This is a genomic window from Micromonospora siamensis (assembly GCF_900090305.1).
GTDB classification, from domain to species: domain Bacteria; phylum Actinomycetota; class Actinomycetes; order Mycobacteriales; family Micromonosporaceae; genus Micromonospora; species Micromonospora siamensis.
Map to the genome: position 1 here is coordinate 4,589,174 of NZ_LT607751.1, position 18,454 is coordinate 4,607,627.

Annotated in this window: 4 protein-coding genes; 2 read left to right on the forward strand and 2 right to left on the reverse strand. The window is 70.8% G+C overall.

Annotated features, from left to right (window positions below):
* Together GA0074704_RS20995 and GA0074704_RS21000 are read right to left on the reverse strand one after the other, a co-directional pair.
* The gene (locus GA0074704_RS20995) at positions 1–6,588 is read right to left on the reverse strand and encodes a non-ribosomal peptide synthetase (protein ID WP_172880672.1); all 6,588 of its coding nucleotides are present in this window, start codon (positions 6,586–6,588) and stop codon (positions 1–3) included.
* A gap of 166 nt (positions 6,589–6,754) precedes the next feature.
* The gene (locus tag GA0074704_RS21000) at positions 6,755–11,719 is read right to left on the reverse strand and encodes a non-ribosomal peptide synthetase (RefSeq protein ID WP_172880675.1); all 4,965 of its coding nucleotides are present in this window, start codon (positions 11,717–11,719) and stop codon (positions 6,755–6,757) included.
* Between the two features lie 362 nt (positions 11,720–12,081).
* Here GA0074704_RS21000 and ddaH point away from each other — a divergent pair, with 362 nt between their 5' ends.
* Positions 12,082–12,930: a dimethylargininase gene (ddaH, locus tag GA0074704_RS21005; RefSeq protein WP_088972086.1), complete on the forward strand. Its 849-nt coding sequence runs from the start codon at positions 12,082–12,084 to the stop codon at positions 12,928–12,930.
* Between the two features lie 153 nt (positions 12,931–13,083).
* Positions 13,084–18,258, forward strand: a complete 5,175-nt coding sequence (locus GA0074704_RS21010; RefSeq protein WP_172880678.1) for a non-ribosomal peptide synthetase — start codon at positions 13,084–13,086, stop codon at positions 18,256–18,258.
* The last annotated feature ends 196 nt before the right edge of the window (positions 18,259–18,454 follow it).

An 18,454-nucleotide genomic window follows, 5' to 3' on the forward strand; every position in this document is an offset into this window, starting at 1 on the left:
TCAGTTAAACCTTTCGGCGATCGTCGCCGCGTCATCGCGGCTGATGGAGGCGAACCGGACGCGTCGGGCGTGGTCGCCGGCCCGCACCCGCTCGGCGATGTCGCGCAGCGCCGCGAGGAACCGCTCGCCCACGTCGTGACCGACCTGGGACAGCTCGCCGGGGACCCGGTACGCCAGGTGCACGGTGACGTCGTCGTCGAGGAAGGCCGCGTCGACGCTCAGCGGGTGCGGAAGGTGGTTGTCGGGGTGCGCGGACCGGCCGGCGTACACCTCGTGCAGTTCGGGCCAGGCGCCGCCGGAGTCCGACGTCTCCCGCCCGTGGAAGTTGAACGCCACATCCGCCTGCGGCCTGGCCGCCAGCCGCCGGCGCTCCCGTTCGCCGGCGAGGTGGGCCAGCACGCCGAAGCCCAGGCCCCGGTGCGGCACGGATTCCCGGTACGCCGCGACGTCGTGGACGGTGTCGACCAGGCCAGCTGCCGCCGGCACGGCCAGTTCGAGGGGATGCAGTGTGGTGAACCAGCCGACGGTGCGGCTGAGGTCGACATCGTCGAAGATGTGCTCGCGCCCGTGTCCCTCGACGTCGATCAGGACACGCTCATCCCCGGACCACTGGCACAGGGCGCGTGCCAGTGCCGACAGCACGATGTCCTCGAGGCTGACGCCCAGCGCGGCGGGAGCGGCGTTCAACAGGACCGCGGCCGCCTCCGGGCCGAGCCGCGCGTCGTACCGGCCGGAGACGTCCTGGCCGGTCGCGCCGCGCAGAGCGCTGATGCCCGCGCAGGTCGGCGGCCGGGCCCACCGCTCCAGCTCTGCCGCTGCGGCAGGGCTGCCAGCGTACTCGTGCAGCCGGGTGGACCAGGACCGGAAGGACGTGGTCTTGGGGGGCAGCGCGACCGGACGGTCGGCGAGCACCTGCCGGTAGGCCACCTCCAGGTCGTCGATGATGATCGACCAGGAGACGATGTCGACGACGAGATGGTGGATCGTCAGGAGCAGGCGGCGGCCCCCTTGGTCACCGCAGTCGACCAGCAGCGCGCGCAGCAGCGGACCGGAGTCGATGTCCAACCCGGCCTGCGCGTCGTCCGCGAGTGCCGCCCAGCGCTGCTCGCGGAGCTGCGCCGGAAGGCTGGTGAGGTCCTCGTACCGCACGGCGCATGCCGGATGGTCGGGCAGGATCTCCTGCCGCCATCCGCGCGCGTCGCGGCTTCCGGCCACCATGTCGGCGTCCCGGACGAACCGGCTGCGCAGCACGTCGTGCTGGGCGACGAGCCCGTCCAGCGCCCGCGCCAGGGGTTCCGGTGCCATGTCGCCGACGGCGAGCACGGTCGACTGGTTGAAGTGGTCGGGTACGGGCGGTTCCTCGTCGAGGAACCACCGCTGGGCCGGCGTCAGGGGGACCGCGCCGGTGACTGTCCCCTGTTCGGCGTCCAGGTGTGCCGCCTGGCCGGCAGCGGTCGCGAGCTCGGCGACCGTCTGGTTGTCGAACAGGTTCTTCGGGCTCACCGTGACGCCGATCTTGCGCAGCCGGCTCACCACCCGGATGCTGGCGATCGAGTCGCCGCCGAGCGTGAAGAAGTTGTCGTGGACGCCGACGCGGGCGACGCCGAGGACCTGCGCCCACACGTCGGCGATGGTCTGCTCGACCGCGGTGCGCGGGGCGGTGGCGCCGGGCGCCGTGCCGCCGGCGGGCTCCGGGGCCGGTAGGGCCGCTCGGTCGACCTTCCCGTTGTCGTTGAGCGGCAGGGCGTCGAGCGTCACGAACGCGGCGGGTACCAGATGCTCCGGCAGCCGCTCCCGCAGCCGCGACCGTACGTCCTCGGCAGACAGCCCGGCTGTGTCCTGTGCGACGAGATAGGCGACCAGTCGCTTCTCCCCCGGCCGGTCCTCGCGTACCGAGACCACGGCCCGCGCAATGCCGGGCAGGCGGTGCAGGAGGGCTTCGACCTCGCCGGGTTCGACGCGGAATCCTCTGATCTTGACCTGGTTGTCACTGCGGCCGAGGAACTCCAGGCGGCCGTCCCGGTTCCACCGGGCGAGGTCGCCGGTGCGGTACATCCGGGCGCCGCGAGGCCCGAAGGGGTCCGGGGCGAAACGCTCGGCGGTGGCGGCTGGCTGACGCAGGTAGCCGTGCGCTACACCAGCCCCGGCGACGTACAGTTCGCCGGCGACGCCCGGCGGTACCGGCCGTAGGTACCCGTCGAGCACGTACGCGCGTTTGTGCTCGATCGGACGGCCGATGGGCAGTGACGCCGCTACGGTCTCGGCGACGGCGATGTCGTGCACGGTGGTGAACCCGAGGCTTTCCACCGGCCCGTAGCCGTTGGTGATCCGCAGCCGGGGGTGCCGGGCGAGGGCTCGTTCGACGTGTGCCGGGGACGCCGCCTCGCCGCCGATCATCACGTGGGGCACCTGGCCGAAGACCGGCGAGTTCTCGTCCACCATCGCGTTGAACAGGCTGGTCGACAGTTGCAGCAGCGTCACGTGGTGCCGGGCGCTCAGCTCCTCGATCATGGTCAGGTCAGGGCTCTGTCCGGGCTGCAGCACGCAGGCGCCGCCGTGGAACAGGGCGGAGAACACCTCGAGGGTGAACGCGTCCCACGACACCGGTGAGCACTGCAGGAGGACCTGGTGCGGGCCGTGGTCGAGGTAGGTCCGGGCGGTGTGGGTGGCGACGATCGCGCGGTGCGGCGCGACGACTCCCTTGGGCTGGCCGGTCGACCCGGAGGTGAACATGACCGCGGCCGGGTCGTCGGCCCGCACCGGGAGCAGCGGGCGGCTCGCTGGTGCCTCGTCGCGCGCCGCCGCCTCCGCCGGGTGGTGGAGATGGATCGTCGCCCCGGCGCCGCGTTCGTCCCAGGAGGCGGCGGGTTCGGCGGTCGAGGCGAGCAGGACCTCCACGCCGGCCTGCGCGAGGATCGCGCGGCGGCGGCCGACCGGATGCGTCGGGTCGAGCAGCAGGTACGCGCCTCCCGCCTTGAGTACGCCCAGCAGTGCGGCGATCAGGTCCGGTCCCCGGTCGATGTCGATACCGACCACGTTCCCGTCCCGCACGCCGTGCGCGATCAGCCGGTGCGCCAGGCGGTTCGCCGTCTCGTCGAGCTGGGCGTAGGTCACGACGTCGTCGCCGGACAGCAGCGCGGCGGCGTGCGGCGTGCGGTCGACCTGCGCTTCGAACAGCTCGTGCGCGGTGGACGCGACCGTCGCCCCGGTGCCCGGGTTCCATCGCGTGACGACGGTGTCGTACTCGTCCGACGAGCAGGCTGGCAGCTCACTGAGCCGCGTGTCGGGGCGGTCGGCCAGGATTTCCAGGACACGCTCGACGGCTGCAGCCAGGCGTTGGGCGGTGGTCGCGTCGAACATCGCCGCGTTGTACTCCACCTGCAGGTTCAGTCCGGCCGGGTCGCCCGTCGGTCCGCGTCGCTCCCGGAAGGCGAAGCCGAGGTCGAACTTCGCCGCCGCGTCGGTGTCCGCGAACGCCACAGTGGTCCGCGTACCGGGCAGAGTCAGGGTCTCCCCCGAGTGACCGCCGAGGGTCACCGAGGTCTGGAACAGCGGATGCCGGTACGCCGACCGGGCGGGGTTCAGCTCGTCGACGACCCGTTCGAAGGGGAGGTCCTGGTGTGAGTAGGCGGACAGGTCAGCGCCGCGCACCCGCGCGAGGAGGTCACGCATCGTCGGGTCGCCCGACAGGTCGGTGCGCAACACGAGGGTGTTGACGAAGAACCCGATCAGCGCGTCGAGTGCCTCGTCGGGCCGTCCGGCGACGGGCGTGCCGAGCGGGATGTCGGTGCCGGCGCCGTTGAGGTGCAGGACGGTGGCCACGGCAGCCTGAGCGATCATGAAGAGGGTGACGTTCTCCGACCGTGCCGCCTCGACCAGTCGGCGGTGCAGATCGGCGTTCACCTGCGCGTCGGCCTCGCAGCCGTGTGTGGCGGGGCCTGCCGGCCGGGGGCGGTCGGCCGGCAGCGGGATCTCCTCCGGCAGGTCCGCGAGGTTCTCGCGCCAGAAGGCGAGCTGGGTGGCCGCCAGGCTGTCGGGGTTGTCCTCGTCGCCCAGCATGTCCTGCTGCCACAGGGTGTAGTCGGCGTACTGCACGGGCAGCGGACGCCAGTGCGGGGCGCGCCCTCGGATCCTCGCCTCGTACGCCTCGCCGAGGTCCCCGAGCAGCGGTCGCATCGACAGGCCGTCTGCGGCTATGTGATGCAGTACCAGCAGCAGCGTGTGCTCGGCCGGTCCGCACGTGAACAGCGCCGCTCGCAGCGGAGGCTGGTGCCCCAGATCGAACGGGCGGCGGATCAACTCGGCCAGCTCGGCGTCCAGCTGCTGCGGCCGCGCCTCGTGTCGTTGCATGACCGGGACCTCGGGTAGCGCCTGGACCAGCTGGCAGGGTTCACCGTTGGCGTCGCCGAACACGGTACGCAGCGCCTCGTGGCGGTCGATCACGTCGCGCACCGCTGCCTCCAGCGCGTCGACGTCGGGCTTCCCGGACAGCGCGATCCGCACCGGGACGTGGTAGACGTCGCCGGGCCCCTCGAACCGGTCGATGAACCACAGCCGCTTCTGCCCGGACGACAGGGGAAGAACCGCGGGACGTTCCCGCCGTACCAGTGGCGCGATGCCGTGCCGCGGCCGGTCGAGGCAGCGTGCCAGGTCGGCGACCGTCGGGTGCTCGAAGACGTCGCGCACGGTGACGTGGGTGTCCATGGCCCGCTTGATCCGGGCGACGAGCTTGGTCACCAGCAGCGAGTGCCCGCCCAGGTCGAAGAAGTTGTCCTCGGCGCCGACCTCGGGGACGCCGAGGATGTCGGCGAACAGGCTCCGCAGGACCTCCTCCTGCGCTGTCCTGGCCGGTGCACCACCGGACGTCGTCGCGGCCACGGGCGCCGGCAGCGCGGTGCGGTCGAGCTTGCCGTTCGGCGTCACGGGTAGCTCGTCGACCACGACCACCGCGCTGGGCACCGTGTAGTCGGGCAGAGTGCGGGCCAGGGCCTCGCGAAGTTCGGCGCCGTCGAGGTGGGTCTGCCGGGTCGGTACCGCGTAGGAGACCAGCCGCCGGTCCCCGGGGCGGTCCTCGCGCACGATGGTGGCGGCGCGCCACACGCCGGGCAACGCCTGCAGGGCGGCGTCGACGCCGGCGGGTTCGATACGGTGACCCCGGATCTTCAACTGGTCGTCGGCGCGGCCGAGCAGTTCGAGGTTGCCGTCTCGCCGCCAGCGGCCGAGGTCGCCGGTGCGGTACATCCGCTCGCCGGGGCCGCCGTAGGGGCAGGGCAGGAAGCGTTGCGCGGTGAGACTCCGCTCACCGGCGTACCCGTGCGCCAGCCCGGCCCCGGCCATGTAGACCTCGCCGCTCACGCCGGGCCGGACTAGCTGAAGGTTGCGGTCGAGCAGGTAGATCCGCTTGCCGGACAGCGCCGTGCCCACGGGTACGGGCCCGGCGGTGTCCGCGGGGCGGATGCGGTGGGCGGCGGTGAAGATCATGCATTCCACCGGCGAGTAGCCGTTGACCAGGGCCAGGTCCGGGGCCAGCGTGAGGAGCCGGGCGGCGTGGGTACGGGAGACGGCTTCGCCTCCGGTGAGCACGCAGCGCAGAGTGCCGGTGGTGAAGACCTCCGGGTACTCGTCGACGAGGAAGTTGAGCAGCGAGGCGGAGACGTGCAGCACAGTGACCGCGTGCCGGCGTACGAGGTCGCCGATCAGCTGCGGCTCGGGGCGCTGTCCGGGCTGCAGGACGCAGGTGCCGCCGGAGACCAGCGGGGCGAACAGTTCCAGCAGGAACGCGTCCCACGACATCGGCGAGCACTGCAGCCACGTGTCCCCGGCGGTGAAGGGGGCGTAGTCCTGCCGGGTGAGCGTGGCGGCCAGCGATCGGTGGGTGGACAGCACCCCCTTGGGCCGGCCGGTCGACCCGGACGTGAAGATCACGCAGGCGGTGTCGGCCAGCGTCGGGGATCCTGACCCGTGCAGGTCGCGCGGGTTCCCGCCCCCGTCGCGCGGCTGTCCGTCGGCCCCGACGGTGCTCGGATCGAAGGTGGGGACGTTCGGGTGGTCCAGCCCGGTCGGCAGCGGGCCGTCGGCGACGATCGCCGCGGGGTGGGCGGCGTCGAGCACCCGGTTGAGTCGCTCTACCGGAAAGTCCACGTCCAGCACGGTGAACGCCGCGCCGGCCTTGAGGACGGCGAGCAGGCTGGTCACCAGCAGCGTGCCGCGGGCGGCGTGTACCGCGACGACGTCGCCGCGACGCACCCCGCCGGCGCGCAGGCGTTGGGCGAGACGGTCCGCCGCCGCGTCGAGGTCGGCGTAGCTGGTTCGGACGTCCTGGCACACCAGGGCGGTCGCGTCCGGCGTGCGCGACGCCCAGCCGGCGATCAGCTCGTGCACCAGGGCGAGGGTCGGCTCGTCGGTGTCGTCGCCGAACGCCTCCTCGTCAAGGTCGTCGGGACCGTCGAAGAGCGACTCGGTCTCTGCCGCCACCTCCCGCTGCAGGAGGTCCGCCAGCTCGCTGATCGTCACCGCCCCCGCCGGGAGACCGGCGGCCGGGCCGACGCCGAACTCGGCGGTCAGCCGCTCGACGAGCGCGTCGCGCACCTGGGCCGGATACCGTCCGAGATCGATCGGCTCATGCGGCGCCGTGCCTGGCCGGGCCAGTACCGCACGAACAATCTCGAGGATCGTCAACTCGGCCGCGGTGGTGCGCGACGCGGTCCGGAATTCGGGCGTGTCAAGGTCGGACAACATGCAAGCTCCTCGGTAATCAACCGGACGGGGTGTTGGCGGAGCGGCAACGGCCGGGATCCGCGCCGCGGACGCTGGAGTCCGCTGCTCGCGGGAACGGTCGCCCGCGCGACTCCCGGACGAGGCGGTGCACGCGCCTGGTGAACTGTCGGACCGTCGGCGCCTCGATCAGGACCTGCAGCGGAATCGCCACCCGGAAGCGGTCGCCGCAGCGGTCCACCACGTCGCGGGCGGCGGCGACGGTCCCGCCAAGGGCGAAGAAGTCCTGGTCCGCGGCGATGTCCCGCCGGCTGAGCTGTTCGGCCCACACCGCCGCGATCGCCTTCTCCGCCGGGCTGCTCGGCGATGTCCGCGGTGAGTCGGTGATCGCGGGGCCCCCTGGGATCCGGGGCGGGACACCGGCCGCAACCAGGTCGCTGATCAGCACCGATGGGTCGCCCGCCAGCGCATCGAACACGGCGGTGAGGGAGTCGGCGAGGTGCTGTGCGGTGGCGCGGTCGAACAGGTCGGTGTCGTAGCAGACGCGGGCCACGAGGTCACCGAGCGCGCCGCCCTCGGAGTGCCGGGCGAGGAACGCGAACTCGAGGTCGAACTTCGCGGCGGCCGGCACCACCGAGCCCGACTCGGCAGGTACGGTGCGCACGCCCGCGAGATCCAGCGCCGGCGTGCGTGCGCCGTCATAGGTCAACGACGTCTGGTACAGCGGGTGCCGCGCCGCGTCGCGTGGCGGGTTGAGCTCCTCGACAACCCGCTCGAAGGAGACGTCCTGGTGATCGAAGGCGGCCAGATCCACGGTGCGCACCTGGGCGAGCAGGTCCCGTACGGACGGGTCACCGCTGAGGTCGGCCCGGAGCACCAGGTTGTTCACGAAGAACCCGACCAGACCGTCGAGTGCCTCGTCGCTGCGGCCCGCGACCGGAACGCCGATGGGGATGTCGGTTCCGCCGCCGGCGGCGTGCAGCACGATGACGGCGGCCGCGTGGACGATCATGAACATGGTGACGTGCTCGGCCCGCGCCAGCTCGATCAGGCGCTGGTGGGTGCGCGCCTGCACGCTCACCTCGACGACGGCTTCGACGCCGCCGGGTCCCAGGGCCCGGGGCCGGTCGTAGGGCAGCGGCAGTTCCGCGGGCAGGTCGGCGAGGGCCTCCCGCCAGTAGCGCAGCTGCCGGTTCAACGCGCCGTCCGGCTCCTCTCCGCCACCGTGCAGGTCCTGCTGCCAGAGGGCGTAGTCGGCGTACTGGACCGGCAGCGGCACCCAGTCGGGAGCGGCGCCGGCGGCCCGGGCCGCATAGGCGTGCGACAGGTCCCGGTACAGCGGCCCGGTGGACCAGCCGTCGGCGGCGATGTGGTGCAGCACGATGAGCAGCGCGTGCTCGGTGGGGCCGGTGGAGAGCAGGCAGGCCCGGATCGGTATCTCGTGCTGAAGGTCGAAGACATGACCGGCCTCGTCGGCCAGCGCCGCAGCGCAGTCGGCTGGGGCGATGGCGCGTCGGGTGAGCAGGGGGCGCGCGTCCTGCGGTGGGATCGTCTGCTGGTACGGCTCGCCGTTGATGTCGGGATACAGGGTACGCAGCGCCTCGTGCCGGGCCACCGTGTCTGCCAGCGCCGCCGCCAGCGCCGCGGCGTCCACGGGACCGGACAGCATGGTGACCAGCGAGATGTTGTAGGTGGTGCTCGGCCCGTGCAGTTGGTCAATGAACCACAACCGGCGCTGGGCGGGAGACAACGGCACCGCCGGGGGACGCTCTCGCCGCACCGGGACAGCGGCGCGACCGGAACGGGCCACGGTGGCGACGCTGCAGGCCAGACCGGCGACGGTCGGGTTGTCGAAGACGTCCCGGACGCTGACGTCGACGCCCAGCGTCCGCCTGATCCGGGAGACCAGACGCGTCACCAGCAGTGAGTGGCCGCCGAGGGCGAAGAAGTCGTCGTCGATGAAGACCCGTGGCAGGCCGAGCGTCTCGGCCATCAGCCCGGAGAGCAACTCCTCCCGCTCGTCGCGTGGGCCGCGCCCGGTAGCCGCGGACTCGTAGCGCGGCGCCGGTAGCGACGCGCGGTCGAGTTTTCCGTTGGCGGTCAGCGGCAGCGCGGGCAGCGGCACGAGGGCCGCGGGCAGCATGTGCCTGGGAAGGAGCTCGCCGGCCTGTCCGCGTACGGCGGCCACGTCCACCGTCACGCCGGCCTCGGGCACCAGGTAGGCGACCAGCCGCTTGTCGCCCGGCTGGTCCTCCCGGACGACCACCGCGCAGCGGCGGACTCCGTCGATGCCGGACAACGCCGCCTCGACCTCGCCGGGTTCGATCCGGTAACCGCGGATCTTCACCTGGTCGTCGGCGCGGCCGAGGAACACCAGTTCCCCGTTGCTGTTCCACCGCACCACGTCGCCGGTGCGGTACATCCGCTCGCCCGGCACCCGGGTGTACGGGCAGGCGACGAAACGCTCGGCCGTCAGGGCGGACCGCCCGTGATAGCCGCGGGCCAGCTGGCTACCGGCCACGTAGAGCTCCCCCGGCACCCCGGGAGGAACCGGTCTCAACTGGCGGTCGAGCACATAGGTACGGGTGTTCCACACGGGCCGGCCGATCGAGGGATACTCCCCGCCGTCCCCGCCGACGAATCCCGCCGCCGCGTTCACCGTCGTCTCGGTGGGACCGTAACTGTTGATCAGGCGGATCGAGTCGCCGAAGCGGTCGCGCCAGGCGCGGATGGCGTGGCCGCTCATCCGTTCACCGCCGACGTTGGCCAGGCGCAGACCCGCCGGCCAGCCCTGGCCCTCACCCTGCGCCACCAATTCGTGCCAGTACGCGGTCGGCAGGCCCAGTATCGTGATGGACCGGCCGTCCGGCCCACTCAGCAGCTCAGGCAGTTGAGCCGCGGGGTCACGCAGCATCACCAACGTGCCGCCGGAGACGAGCATCGGGTAGGTGTCCTCGACGTGGGAGTCGAAGCTCACCGAGGCGAACTGGACCATGCGGTCCTCGGCGCCCGCGCCGAAGAAGCTCTTCAGCCACTGCGCCTGGTTGGACAGAGCCGCATGGGTGATCACCGTCCCCTTCGGCCTGCCGGTGGAGCCAGAGGTGTAGATGACGTACGCCGGCTGCGAGGGCAACGGCACCGGCAGTGCCACCCCGTCGTCGCCGTCGTCGGCCAGCGCGGCCGCGACCTCGGGGTCGTCGAGCCGCAGCAGGGTGGCGGTGTCGGGGATGCGCGCGGCGGTCTCGGCCACGGCGATGGCGCACACCGGCGCGGCGTCGGCGAACATGTACCCGATCCGGTCGCTCGGGTAGTTCGGGTCCACCGGCAGATACGCCGCACCCGATCTGAGCACCGCCAGCAACGCGGTCACCAGATCGGCGGTCCGGGGCAGGCACACCGCGACGAGGTTCTCCGGCCGGACCCCGCGGGCTCGTAGCAGCCGTGCGAGCCGGTTCGCGCGCGCCCCCAGCTCCGCGTACGACACCTCGGTGTCCCCGGAGACCAGCGCGACGGCGTCGGGCCGCTCGATCGCTCGGGCGCCGAACAGTTCGGTCACCGCAGCGTCCGACGTCGGTGCCCGCGTGTCGTTCCAGGTGTGCAGGACCCGCTTCGTGTCGACGCCGCTCACCAGGTCGGCGTCCTGGACCGGCAGGTCCGGGTCGGCGGCGAACGCGGTGAGGAGTCGGACGAACCGGTCGGAGAGGGTGGCGACGGTCGCGGCCTCGAACCGGGCGACCGCGTACTGCCAGGAGCCGCGGACCCCGTTGGCCGCACCGTCCGGCCCGTGCGTGGCGACTAGGTGCAGCGACAGGTCGAACTTGGCCGTCGGCAGGTCGACGATGAGCCGCTCGCAGTCCAGTTCGGGCAGCGGGAGCGCGACGTCGCCGACCTCGTCGTAGGAGATCATGGTCTGGAACAGCGGATGCCGCGACCGGATCCGCTGCGGGTTCAGGTCCTCGATGATCCGCTCGAACGGCACGTCGTCGTGGGCGTACGCCGCCAGGTCGGTTTGGCGCGTACGGTCCAGCAGGTCGCGGAACGTGGGGTTGCCGGTGACGTCGGTCCGCAGTACCAGCGTGTTGACGAAGAACCCGACCAGGTCGTCGAGCGCCTCCTCCGAGCGGCCGGCCACCGGTGTACCGAGGGGGATGTCCTCGCCCCCGCCGTGGCGGCTGAGCAGCACCGCCAACGCCGCTTGGAAGATCATGAACATTGAGGCGTTCCTCTCGCGGGCCAGCCGCGCCAGTTGCGCCTGTACCGGCGCCGGGACGACGAAGTCAAGGTTCTGCCCGTCGGTACCCGCCTCTGCCGGCCGCGGCCGGTCGGCTGGCAAGGTGATCTCCTCGGGCAGACCGGCGAGCTGGTCGCGCCAGAAGGCGAGCTGGGTGTGCAGCAGGCTGGCCGGATCGTCGGCGCTGCCGAGCAGTTCCTGCTGCCAGACCGTGTAGTCGGCATATTGCACCGGCAGCGGCTGCCAGGTCGGCGTGGCCTTGGCGAGGCGGGCCGCGTACGCGTGCGCCAGATCCCGGCCGAACGGGCCGGTCGACCAGCCGTCGTAGGCCATGTGGTGCAGCAGCAGAACCAGGGTGTGGTCGGCGGGACCGCAGGTGAGAAGCCAGGCCCGCAGGGGGATCTCGTGCTCCAGGTCGAATTCGTGGGTGACCAGTCCGGCGACTGCCGAGTCCAACTCGCCCGCGGTGACGTCGACCCGTTCGAGCCTGATCCCGGCCGCGCCGGCCGGCACCAGCTGCTGGTAGGGACGGTCGTCGCGCTCGATCACCCGGGTCCGCAGCGACTCGTGCCGGTCAACGACGTCCGCGAGCGCGGTCTCCAGCACGTCGGGATCCAGTGGCCCGCGGTAGCGCGTGACCACCGGGACGTTGTAGGTGGCGCTGGGTCCGTCGAGCTTCGTGACGAACCAGAGGCGCTGCTGAGCGAACGACAACGGAACCACGGGATCGCCTCCTACGCCGGGTGGGCGGGATCGGTTCGAGCGCCGGGGCACGTCTCGTGCACACCCGACTCGGTCGGATTTCGGTCGATCGCGCCGAGCTCGGCTGCGGTCCCGATTCCGGGACGTGGCGACGACCGCCTCGATGTCCGAGCCTAGGAGCGCGTGTTCGTACGGTGCGGTAGCCGGAGCGGCAGAGCGTCGGCACTTTCGCCGCCGACGCGAATGCCGCCCGACTGCCCTGCCGGATTGCCGCTTCCCGGCCCAGACGCGTCCTACGCTGACCGCTCCGGCCCGGTGAGTCACGTGCCCTGCGGGGTTGCCTCACGCCGATGCCGACGACGGCTCGCGTTGTCCGGGGCGACCAACCGAGGGCCTTTCCCGTCCACAACATTGCATCTCGTCAAGGAGTCGCCATGCCTCAGGACCCGCACCCGCGGACCGCCTCCCGTCGGCACTACCTCATGTGCCCGCCGACCTACTTCACTGTCAGCTACTCGATCAACCCGTGGATGCATCCGGACCGGCCGACGGACACGGATGTCGCCGTCGCGCAGTGGGAACGACTGCGTGACCTGTTCCTCGACCTGGGTCACCGCGTCGACCTCATCGAGCCGATCCCGGGTCTGCCGGACATGGTGTACGCGGCCAACGGGGCGACCGTGCTCGACGACAAGGTGGTCGTCGCGAACTTCCGTCATGCCGAGCGGGCAGGTGAATCCGCCGCCTACAAGGAGTGGTTCCAGAACCATGGCGACTACGACGTCGTACCGGCGGCCCACATCAACGAGGGCGAGGGTGACTACCTCGTCTCCGGGACCCGGATCCTGGCCGGGACCGGCTTCCGCAGCGACCCTGCCGCCCACCAGGAGGCCGAGGACGTGCTCGGGGCTCCGGTGGTGGGCCTGACCCTCGTTGACCCGCGGTACTACCACCTCGACACCGCGCTCAGCATCCTCACTGAGGATCTGATCGCCTACCTGCCCGAAGCCTTCGCGCCGGCGAGCCGCGAGGTGCTGGCGCAGCTGTACCCCGACGCCGTGATCGCCGATCCGGACGACGCGGCGGTCTTCGGTCTCAACGCGGTCAGCGACGGCCGGCACGTGGTCCTTCCGAAGGCCGCCGACCGGCTGGCCGCCAAGCTCGCCGAGCGGGGGTTCGAACCTGTCGGGGTTGACCTGTCGGAGCTGCTCAAGGGTGGCGGCAGCGCGAAGTGCTGCACCTTGGAGCTGCGTCACGCGGACCCGACGGGTGCCGCTCGCTGACGGAACGGCGCACGGTGCGCGTGATGCAGCTCTGCCGCCGGGTTGCCTGCTCGGCTACCCCTCGCGGCGACGACGCGTTCATACGCTCGCCAAAATCCCCTGTCGTGCCTGTGAGAGAGGGCGGTTGCAGTGATTGGGAACGACGCACGGCCGGTGGCGGCCGAATACCAGCGCACGATCAACGACTGGAACAACACCACGACGGCACCACCCACCGACGACACCCCGACCACCCTGCCCGCACTCATCGAGGCCCAGACCCGACGCACCCCCGAGCACATCGCCGTCACCAGCAACAGCGACCAACTCACCTACCACGCCCTCAACACCCACGCCAACCAACTCGCCCGACACCTCATCACCCACGGCGTCGGACCCGAATCCATCGTCGCCGTCTGCCTCCCCCGCAGCACCCACCTGCTCACCGCACTACTTGCCGTCCTCAAAACCGGCGCCGCATACCTACCCCTCGACCCCGACTACCCCGGCGCCCGAACCGAATTCATGCTCCACGACGCCAACCCCACCTGCGTCATCACCGACACCCACACCGCGCCCCAACTCCCCACCACCACCCCCCACATCACCATCGACGACCCCCACACCACCACCCACCAACCCACCACCAACCCCACCGACACCGACCGACACCAACCCCTCACCCCCACCCACCCCGCCTACGTCATCTACACCTCCGGCTCCACCGGAAAACCCAAAGGCGTCGTCATCACCCACGAAGGCATCGTCAACCGGCTGCGCTGGATGCAACACCAGTTCGGCATCGGGCCGGGCGACCGGATCATGCAGAAGACGCCCTACGGGTTCGACGTCTCCGTGTGGGAGCTGTTCTGGCCGCTGATGCAGGGAGCGGCCGTGGTGATGGCGCTACCGGGTGGCCATCGTGACCCGGCGTACCTGGCCAACGAGATCGAGCAGACCGGCACGGACATCGTCCACTTCGTGCCGTCAATGCTCCGGGAGTTCCTGGAGCATCCGGACGCCGCCGACTGCCGGTCGCTGCGGCACATCGTCTGCAGCGGTGAGGCGCTTGGCGCGCACACGCTGCGCCGGGTACACGACATCCTGCCCGGCTGCACGGTGACCAACCTCTACGGGCCGACCGAGGCGGCAGTGGATGTGACGTGCTGGGAGAGCGCCGGCGCGGCGTCCGTGCCGTCGTCGGTGCCGATCGGGCGTCCTGTGTGGAACACCCAGGTGTACGTCCTGGACAACCACACCCGCCCCGTACCCATCGGCACACCCGGAGAGCTCTACCTCGCCGGCATCCAACTCGCCCGCGGCTACCTCAACCGCCCCGCCCTCACCGCCGAACGATTCGTCGCCTCCCCCTACGGCCCACCCGGCGCCCGCATGTACCGCACCGGCGACCTCGTCCGCTGGAACCCCGACGGCACCCTCGAATACCTCGGACGCACCGACGACCAAGTCAAACTCCGCGGCTTCCGCATCGAACTCGGCGAAATCGAAACAACCCTCTGCACCCACCCCACCATCACCCACGCCGTCGCCATGGTCCGCGAAGACCAACCCGGCGACCAACGACTCGTCGCCTACCTCGTCCCCACCCCCGACACCACCATCAACACCGACGACCTCCACCACCACCTCACCCAAACCCTGCCCGAGCACATGATCCCGACCACCTACCTCACCCTCACCCACCTCCCACTCACCGGCAACGGAAAACTCGACCGCAAAGCCCTACCCACACCCCCCACCACCACCGCCACCCCCCACGGCCGCCAACCCCGCACCCCCCACGAAAAAACCCTTTGCCAGCTCTACACCCAAATCCTCAACGTCCCACACATCACCATCGACGACAGCTTCTTCACCCTCGGCGGCCACTCACTACTCGCCACCCGACTCGCCGCCAAAATCCGCCACACCCTCGGCATCAACACCACCGTCCGCGACATCTTCGACCACCCCACCCCCGCCACCCTCGCCACCACACTCACCCACCAACACCCACACCACCGCCCCACCCTCACCCCCCGCAACCGCACCACCACGGTTCCGATGTCCTTCGCGCAACGGCGCCTGTGGTTCCTCGATCAGCTCCAGGGAACCAGTGCCACCTACAACGTGCCCGTGGCGGTCCGGCTGACCGGCACGCTCGATCGGAGCGCGATGAGCGCGGCGCTGCGCGATGTCGTGGGCCGGCACGAGGTGCTACGAACCGTCCTGCGGGAGGTCGACGACGACGCCGTTCAGGTGGTGCTGCCGGTCGATTCGGCGGAGGTGCCGCTGACCTGTGAGCACGTGGACGTCGGCGAGTTCGGCGCGGCGCGGCGGCGGGCGTCGCGGCACCTCTTCCGGCTGGACACCGACGTCCCCGTCCGGGCGTTCCTGTTCTCCGCCAACGCGCCGGAGCTGGACGCGGAGCAGCAGGAGCACCTGCTCGTGCTGGTGGTCCACCACGTCGCCACCGACGGCTGGTCGCGTGGCCCGTTGCTGCGGGACCTGGCCCGGGCGTACGCCGCGCGGATCGCCGGGGGCGTGGCGGACTGGGCGCCGCTGCCGGTGCAGTACGCCGACTTCGCGCTGTGGCAGCAGGAGCTCCTCGGGGATCACGAGGATCCGGACAGCCTGCAGGGCCGGCAACTGCGGTACTGGCGGGACCGGATGGCCGGGGCGCCGGCCGAGTTGAATCTGCCCCACGACCGGCCGCGGCCGCCCACCGCGAGCCACCGCGGCGGCGGCGTCAGGTTCAGCGTCTCACCGCAGCTGCACGCCCGGTTGTTGGCGCTCGCCGCCGAGTGCGACGCGACGCTGTTCATGGTCGTGCACGCTGCCATGGCTCTGCTGCTGTCGCGGCTGGGCGCCGGGGACGACGTGGTTCTGGGTACCCCGACGGCGGGCCGCTCGGACGAGGAGCTCGACGACCTGGTGGGGTTCTTCGTCAACACGCTCGTGCTGCGTACCGACCTGTCGGGTGATCCGACTTTCCGTGGCCTGGTGGAGCGGGTCCGGGCGGCCGACTCGGCGGCCTTCGCTCATCAGGACCTGCCCTTCGAGCATCTGGTGGAGCAGCTCAGCCCGGAGCGGTCGCAGGCCCGCCATCCGCTGTTCCAGACCTCGCTGGTGTTCGAGACCGACGATGTCGACACCGACTCCGGCTCGCTGGCTGTGGAGTTTCCGGGCCTGCGGTCGGTGGTGCTTCCGGACGATCCGGAGGACACCGATGCCGCGAAGTTCGACCTCTCCCTGTCGGTGACCGAACGTCTGAGCGGCGGTCGCGATCCGGGTGGGCTGTCCGGGCTGTGGACGTACGCGCGGGATCTCTATGACCAGTCCACCGTCCGGATGTTGTCCGACCGGTTCGTCGAGGTTCTCCAACGACTGGTCGCCGACCCGGATCAGCGGGTGGGTGGGTTCGATGTCATCAGCGACACCGAATACCAGCGCACGATCAACGACTGGAACAACACCACGACGGCACCACCCACCGACGACACCCCGACCACCCTGCCCGCACTCATCGAGGCCCAGACCCGACGCACCCCCGAGCACATCGCCGTCACCAGCAACAGCGACCAACTCACCTACCACGCCCTCAACACCCACGCCAACCAACTCGCCCGACACCTCATCACCCACGGCGTCGGACCCGAATCCATCGTCGCCGTCTGCCTCCCCCGCAGCACCCACCTGCTCACCGCACTACTTGCCGTCCTCAAAACCGGCGCCGCATACCTACCCCTCGACCCCGACTACCCCGGCGCCCGAACCGAATTCATGCTCCACGACGCCAACCCCACCTGCGTCATCACCGACACCCACACCGCGCCCCAACTCCCCACCACCACCCCCCACATCACCATCGACGACCCCCACACCACCACCCACCAACCCACCACCAACCCCACCGACACCGACCGACACCAACCCCTCACCCCCACCCACCCCGCCTACGTCATCTACACCTCCGGCTCCACCGGAAAACCCAAAGGCGTCGTCATCACCCACGAAGGCATCGTCAACTACCTTCGATGGTCGGCCGACACGTTCCGGTGCCACCCTGGGGCGGAGTCCCTGGTGCTGACCTCGGTGGCCTTCGACCTGGCGGTGACCGCGGTGTTCCCCCCGCTGACGCGGGGCGGGACGGTGCGGCTCCTCGACCGCGACGAGGCTCGGGAGCCGACGCGGCTGGTGCCGCGGTTGTCCGGTGACCACGCGGCCGGGCTGGTGAAGGCCACCCCGAGCCACCTCAGGGAACTGGTCAGCGCGGTGGCGGAGGCCGGCCAGGAGTGGTCGGCGGGCGCGGCGGTGGTCGCCGGCGAGCTGTTCGCGACCGGCGACCTGCACCGGCTACGGGAGCTGCGTCGGCCCGGTTGCGGGATCTTCAACAGTTACGGACCGACCGAGGCGACGGTGGCGTGCGTCGTGTTCGACACCGACGAACCGTGGACGACCAGGGCGCGGTCGGTGCCGATCGGGCGTCCTGTGTGGAACACCCAGGTGTACGTCCTGGACAACCACACCCGCCCCGTACCCATCGGCACACCCGGAGAGCTCTACCTCGCCGGCATCCAACTCGCCCGCGGCTACCTCAACCGCCCCGCCCTCACCGCCGAACGATTCGTCGCCTCCCCCTACGGCCCACCCGGCGCCCGCATGTACCGCACCGGCGACCTCGTCCGCTGGAACCCCGACGGCACCCTCGAATACCTCGGACGCACCGACGACCAAGTCAAACTCCGCGGCTTCCGCATCGAACTCGGCGAAATCGAAACAACCCTCTGCACCCACCCCACCATCACCCACGCCGTCGCCATGGTCCGCGAAGACCAACCCGGCGACCAACGACTCGTCGCCTACCTCGTCCCCACCCCCGACACCACCATCAACACCGACGACCTCCACCACCACCTCACCCAAACCCTGCCCGAGCACATGATCCCGACCACCTACCTCACCCTCACCCACCTCCCACTCACCGGCAACGGAAAACTCGACCGCAAAGCCCTACCCACACCCCCCACCACCACCGCCACCCCCCACGGCCGCCAACCCCGCACCCCCCACGAAAAAACCCTTTGCCAGCTCTACACCCAAATCCTCAACGTCCCACACATCACCATCGACGACAGCTTCTTCACCCTCGGCGGCCACTCACTACTCGCCACCCGACTCGCCGCCAAAATCCGCCACACCCTCGGCATCAACACCACCGTCCGCGACATCTTCGACCACCCCACCCCCGCCACCCTCGCCACCACACTCACCCACCAACACCCACACCACCGCCCCACCCTCACCCCCCGCAACCGCACCACCACGGTGGAGGCGGACGACCGCTGACCGGTCGGAACGGCCCCAGGCCGTCGACGGACTCCACTTCGGATTACCGCCGACTTGCCGCACCCAGTGCCTCCGCAGCCCGCCGGTACGCGAATAGCGTGTCAATTGAGGCCGAATAAGTCGCACCGGCGAGCGCCGTCCAGAGGGTTCCGCGCCCAACGAAATCATCGCTCGTGGGCCGAGGCGCGGAATCGAC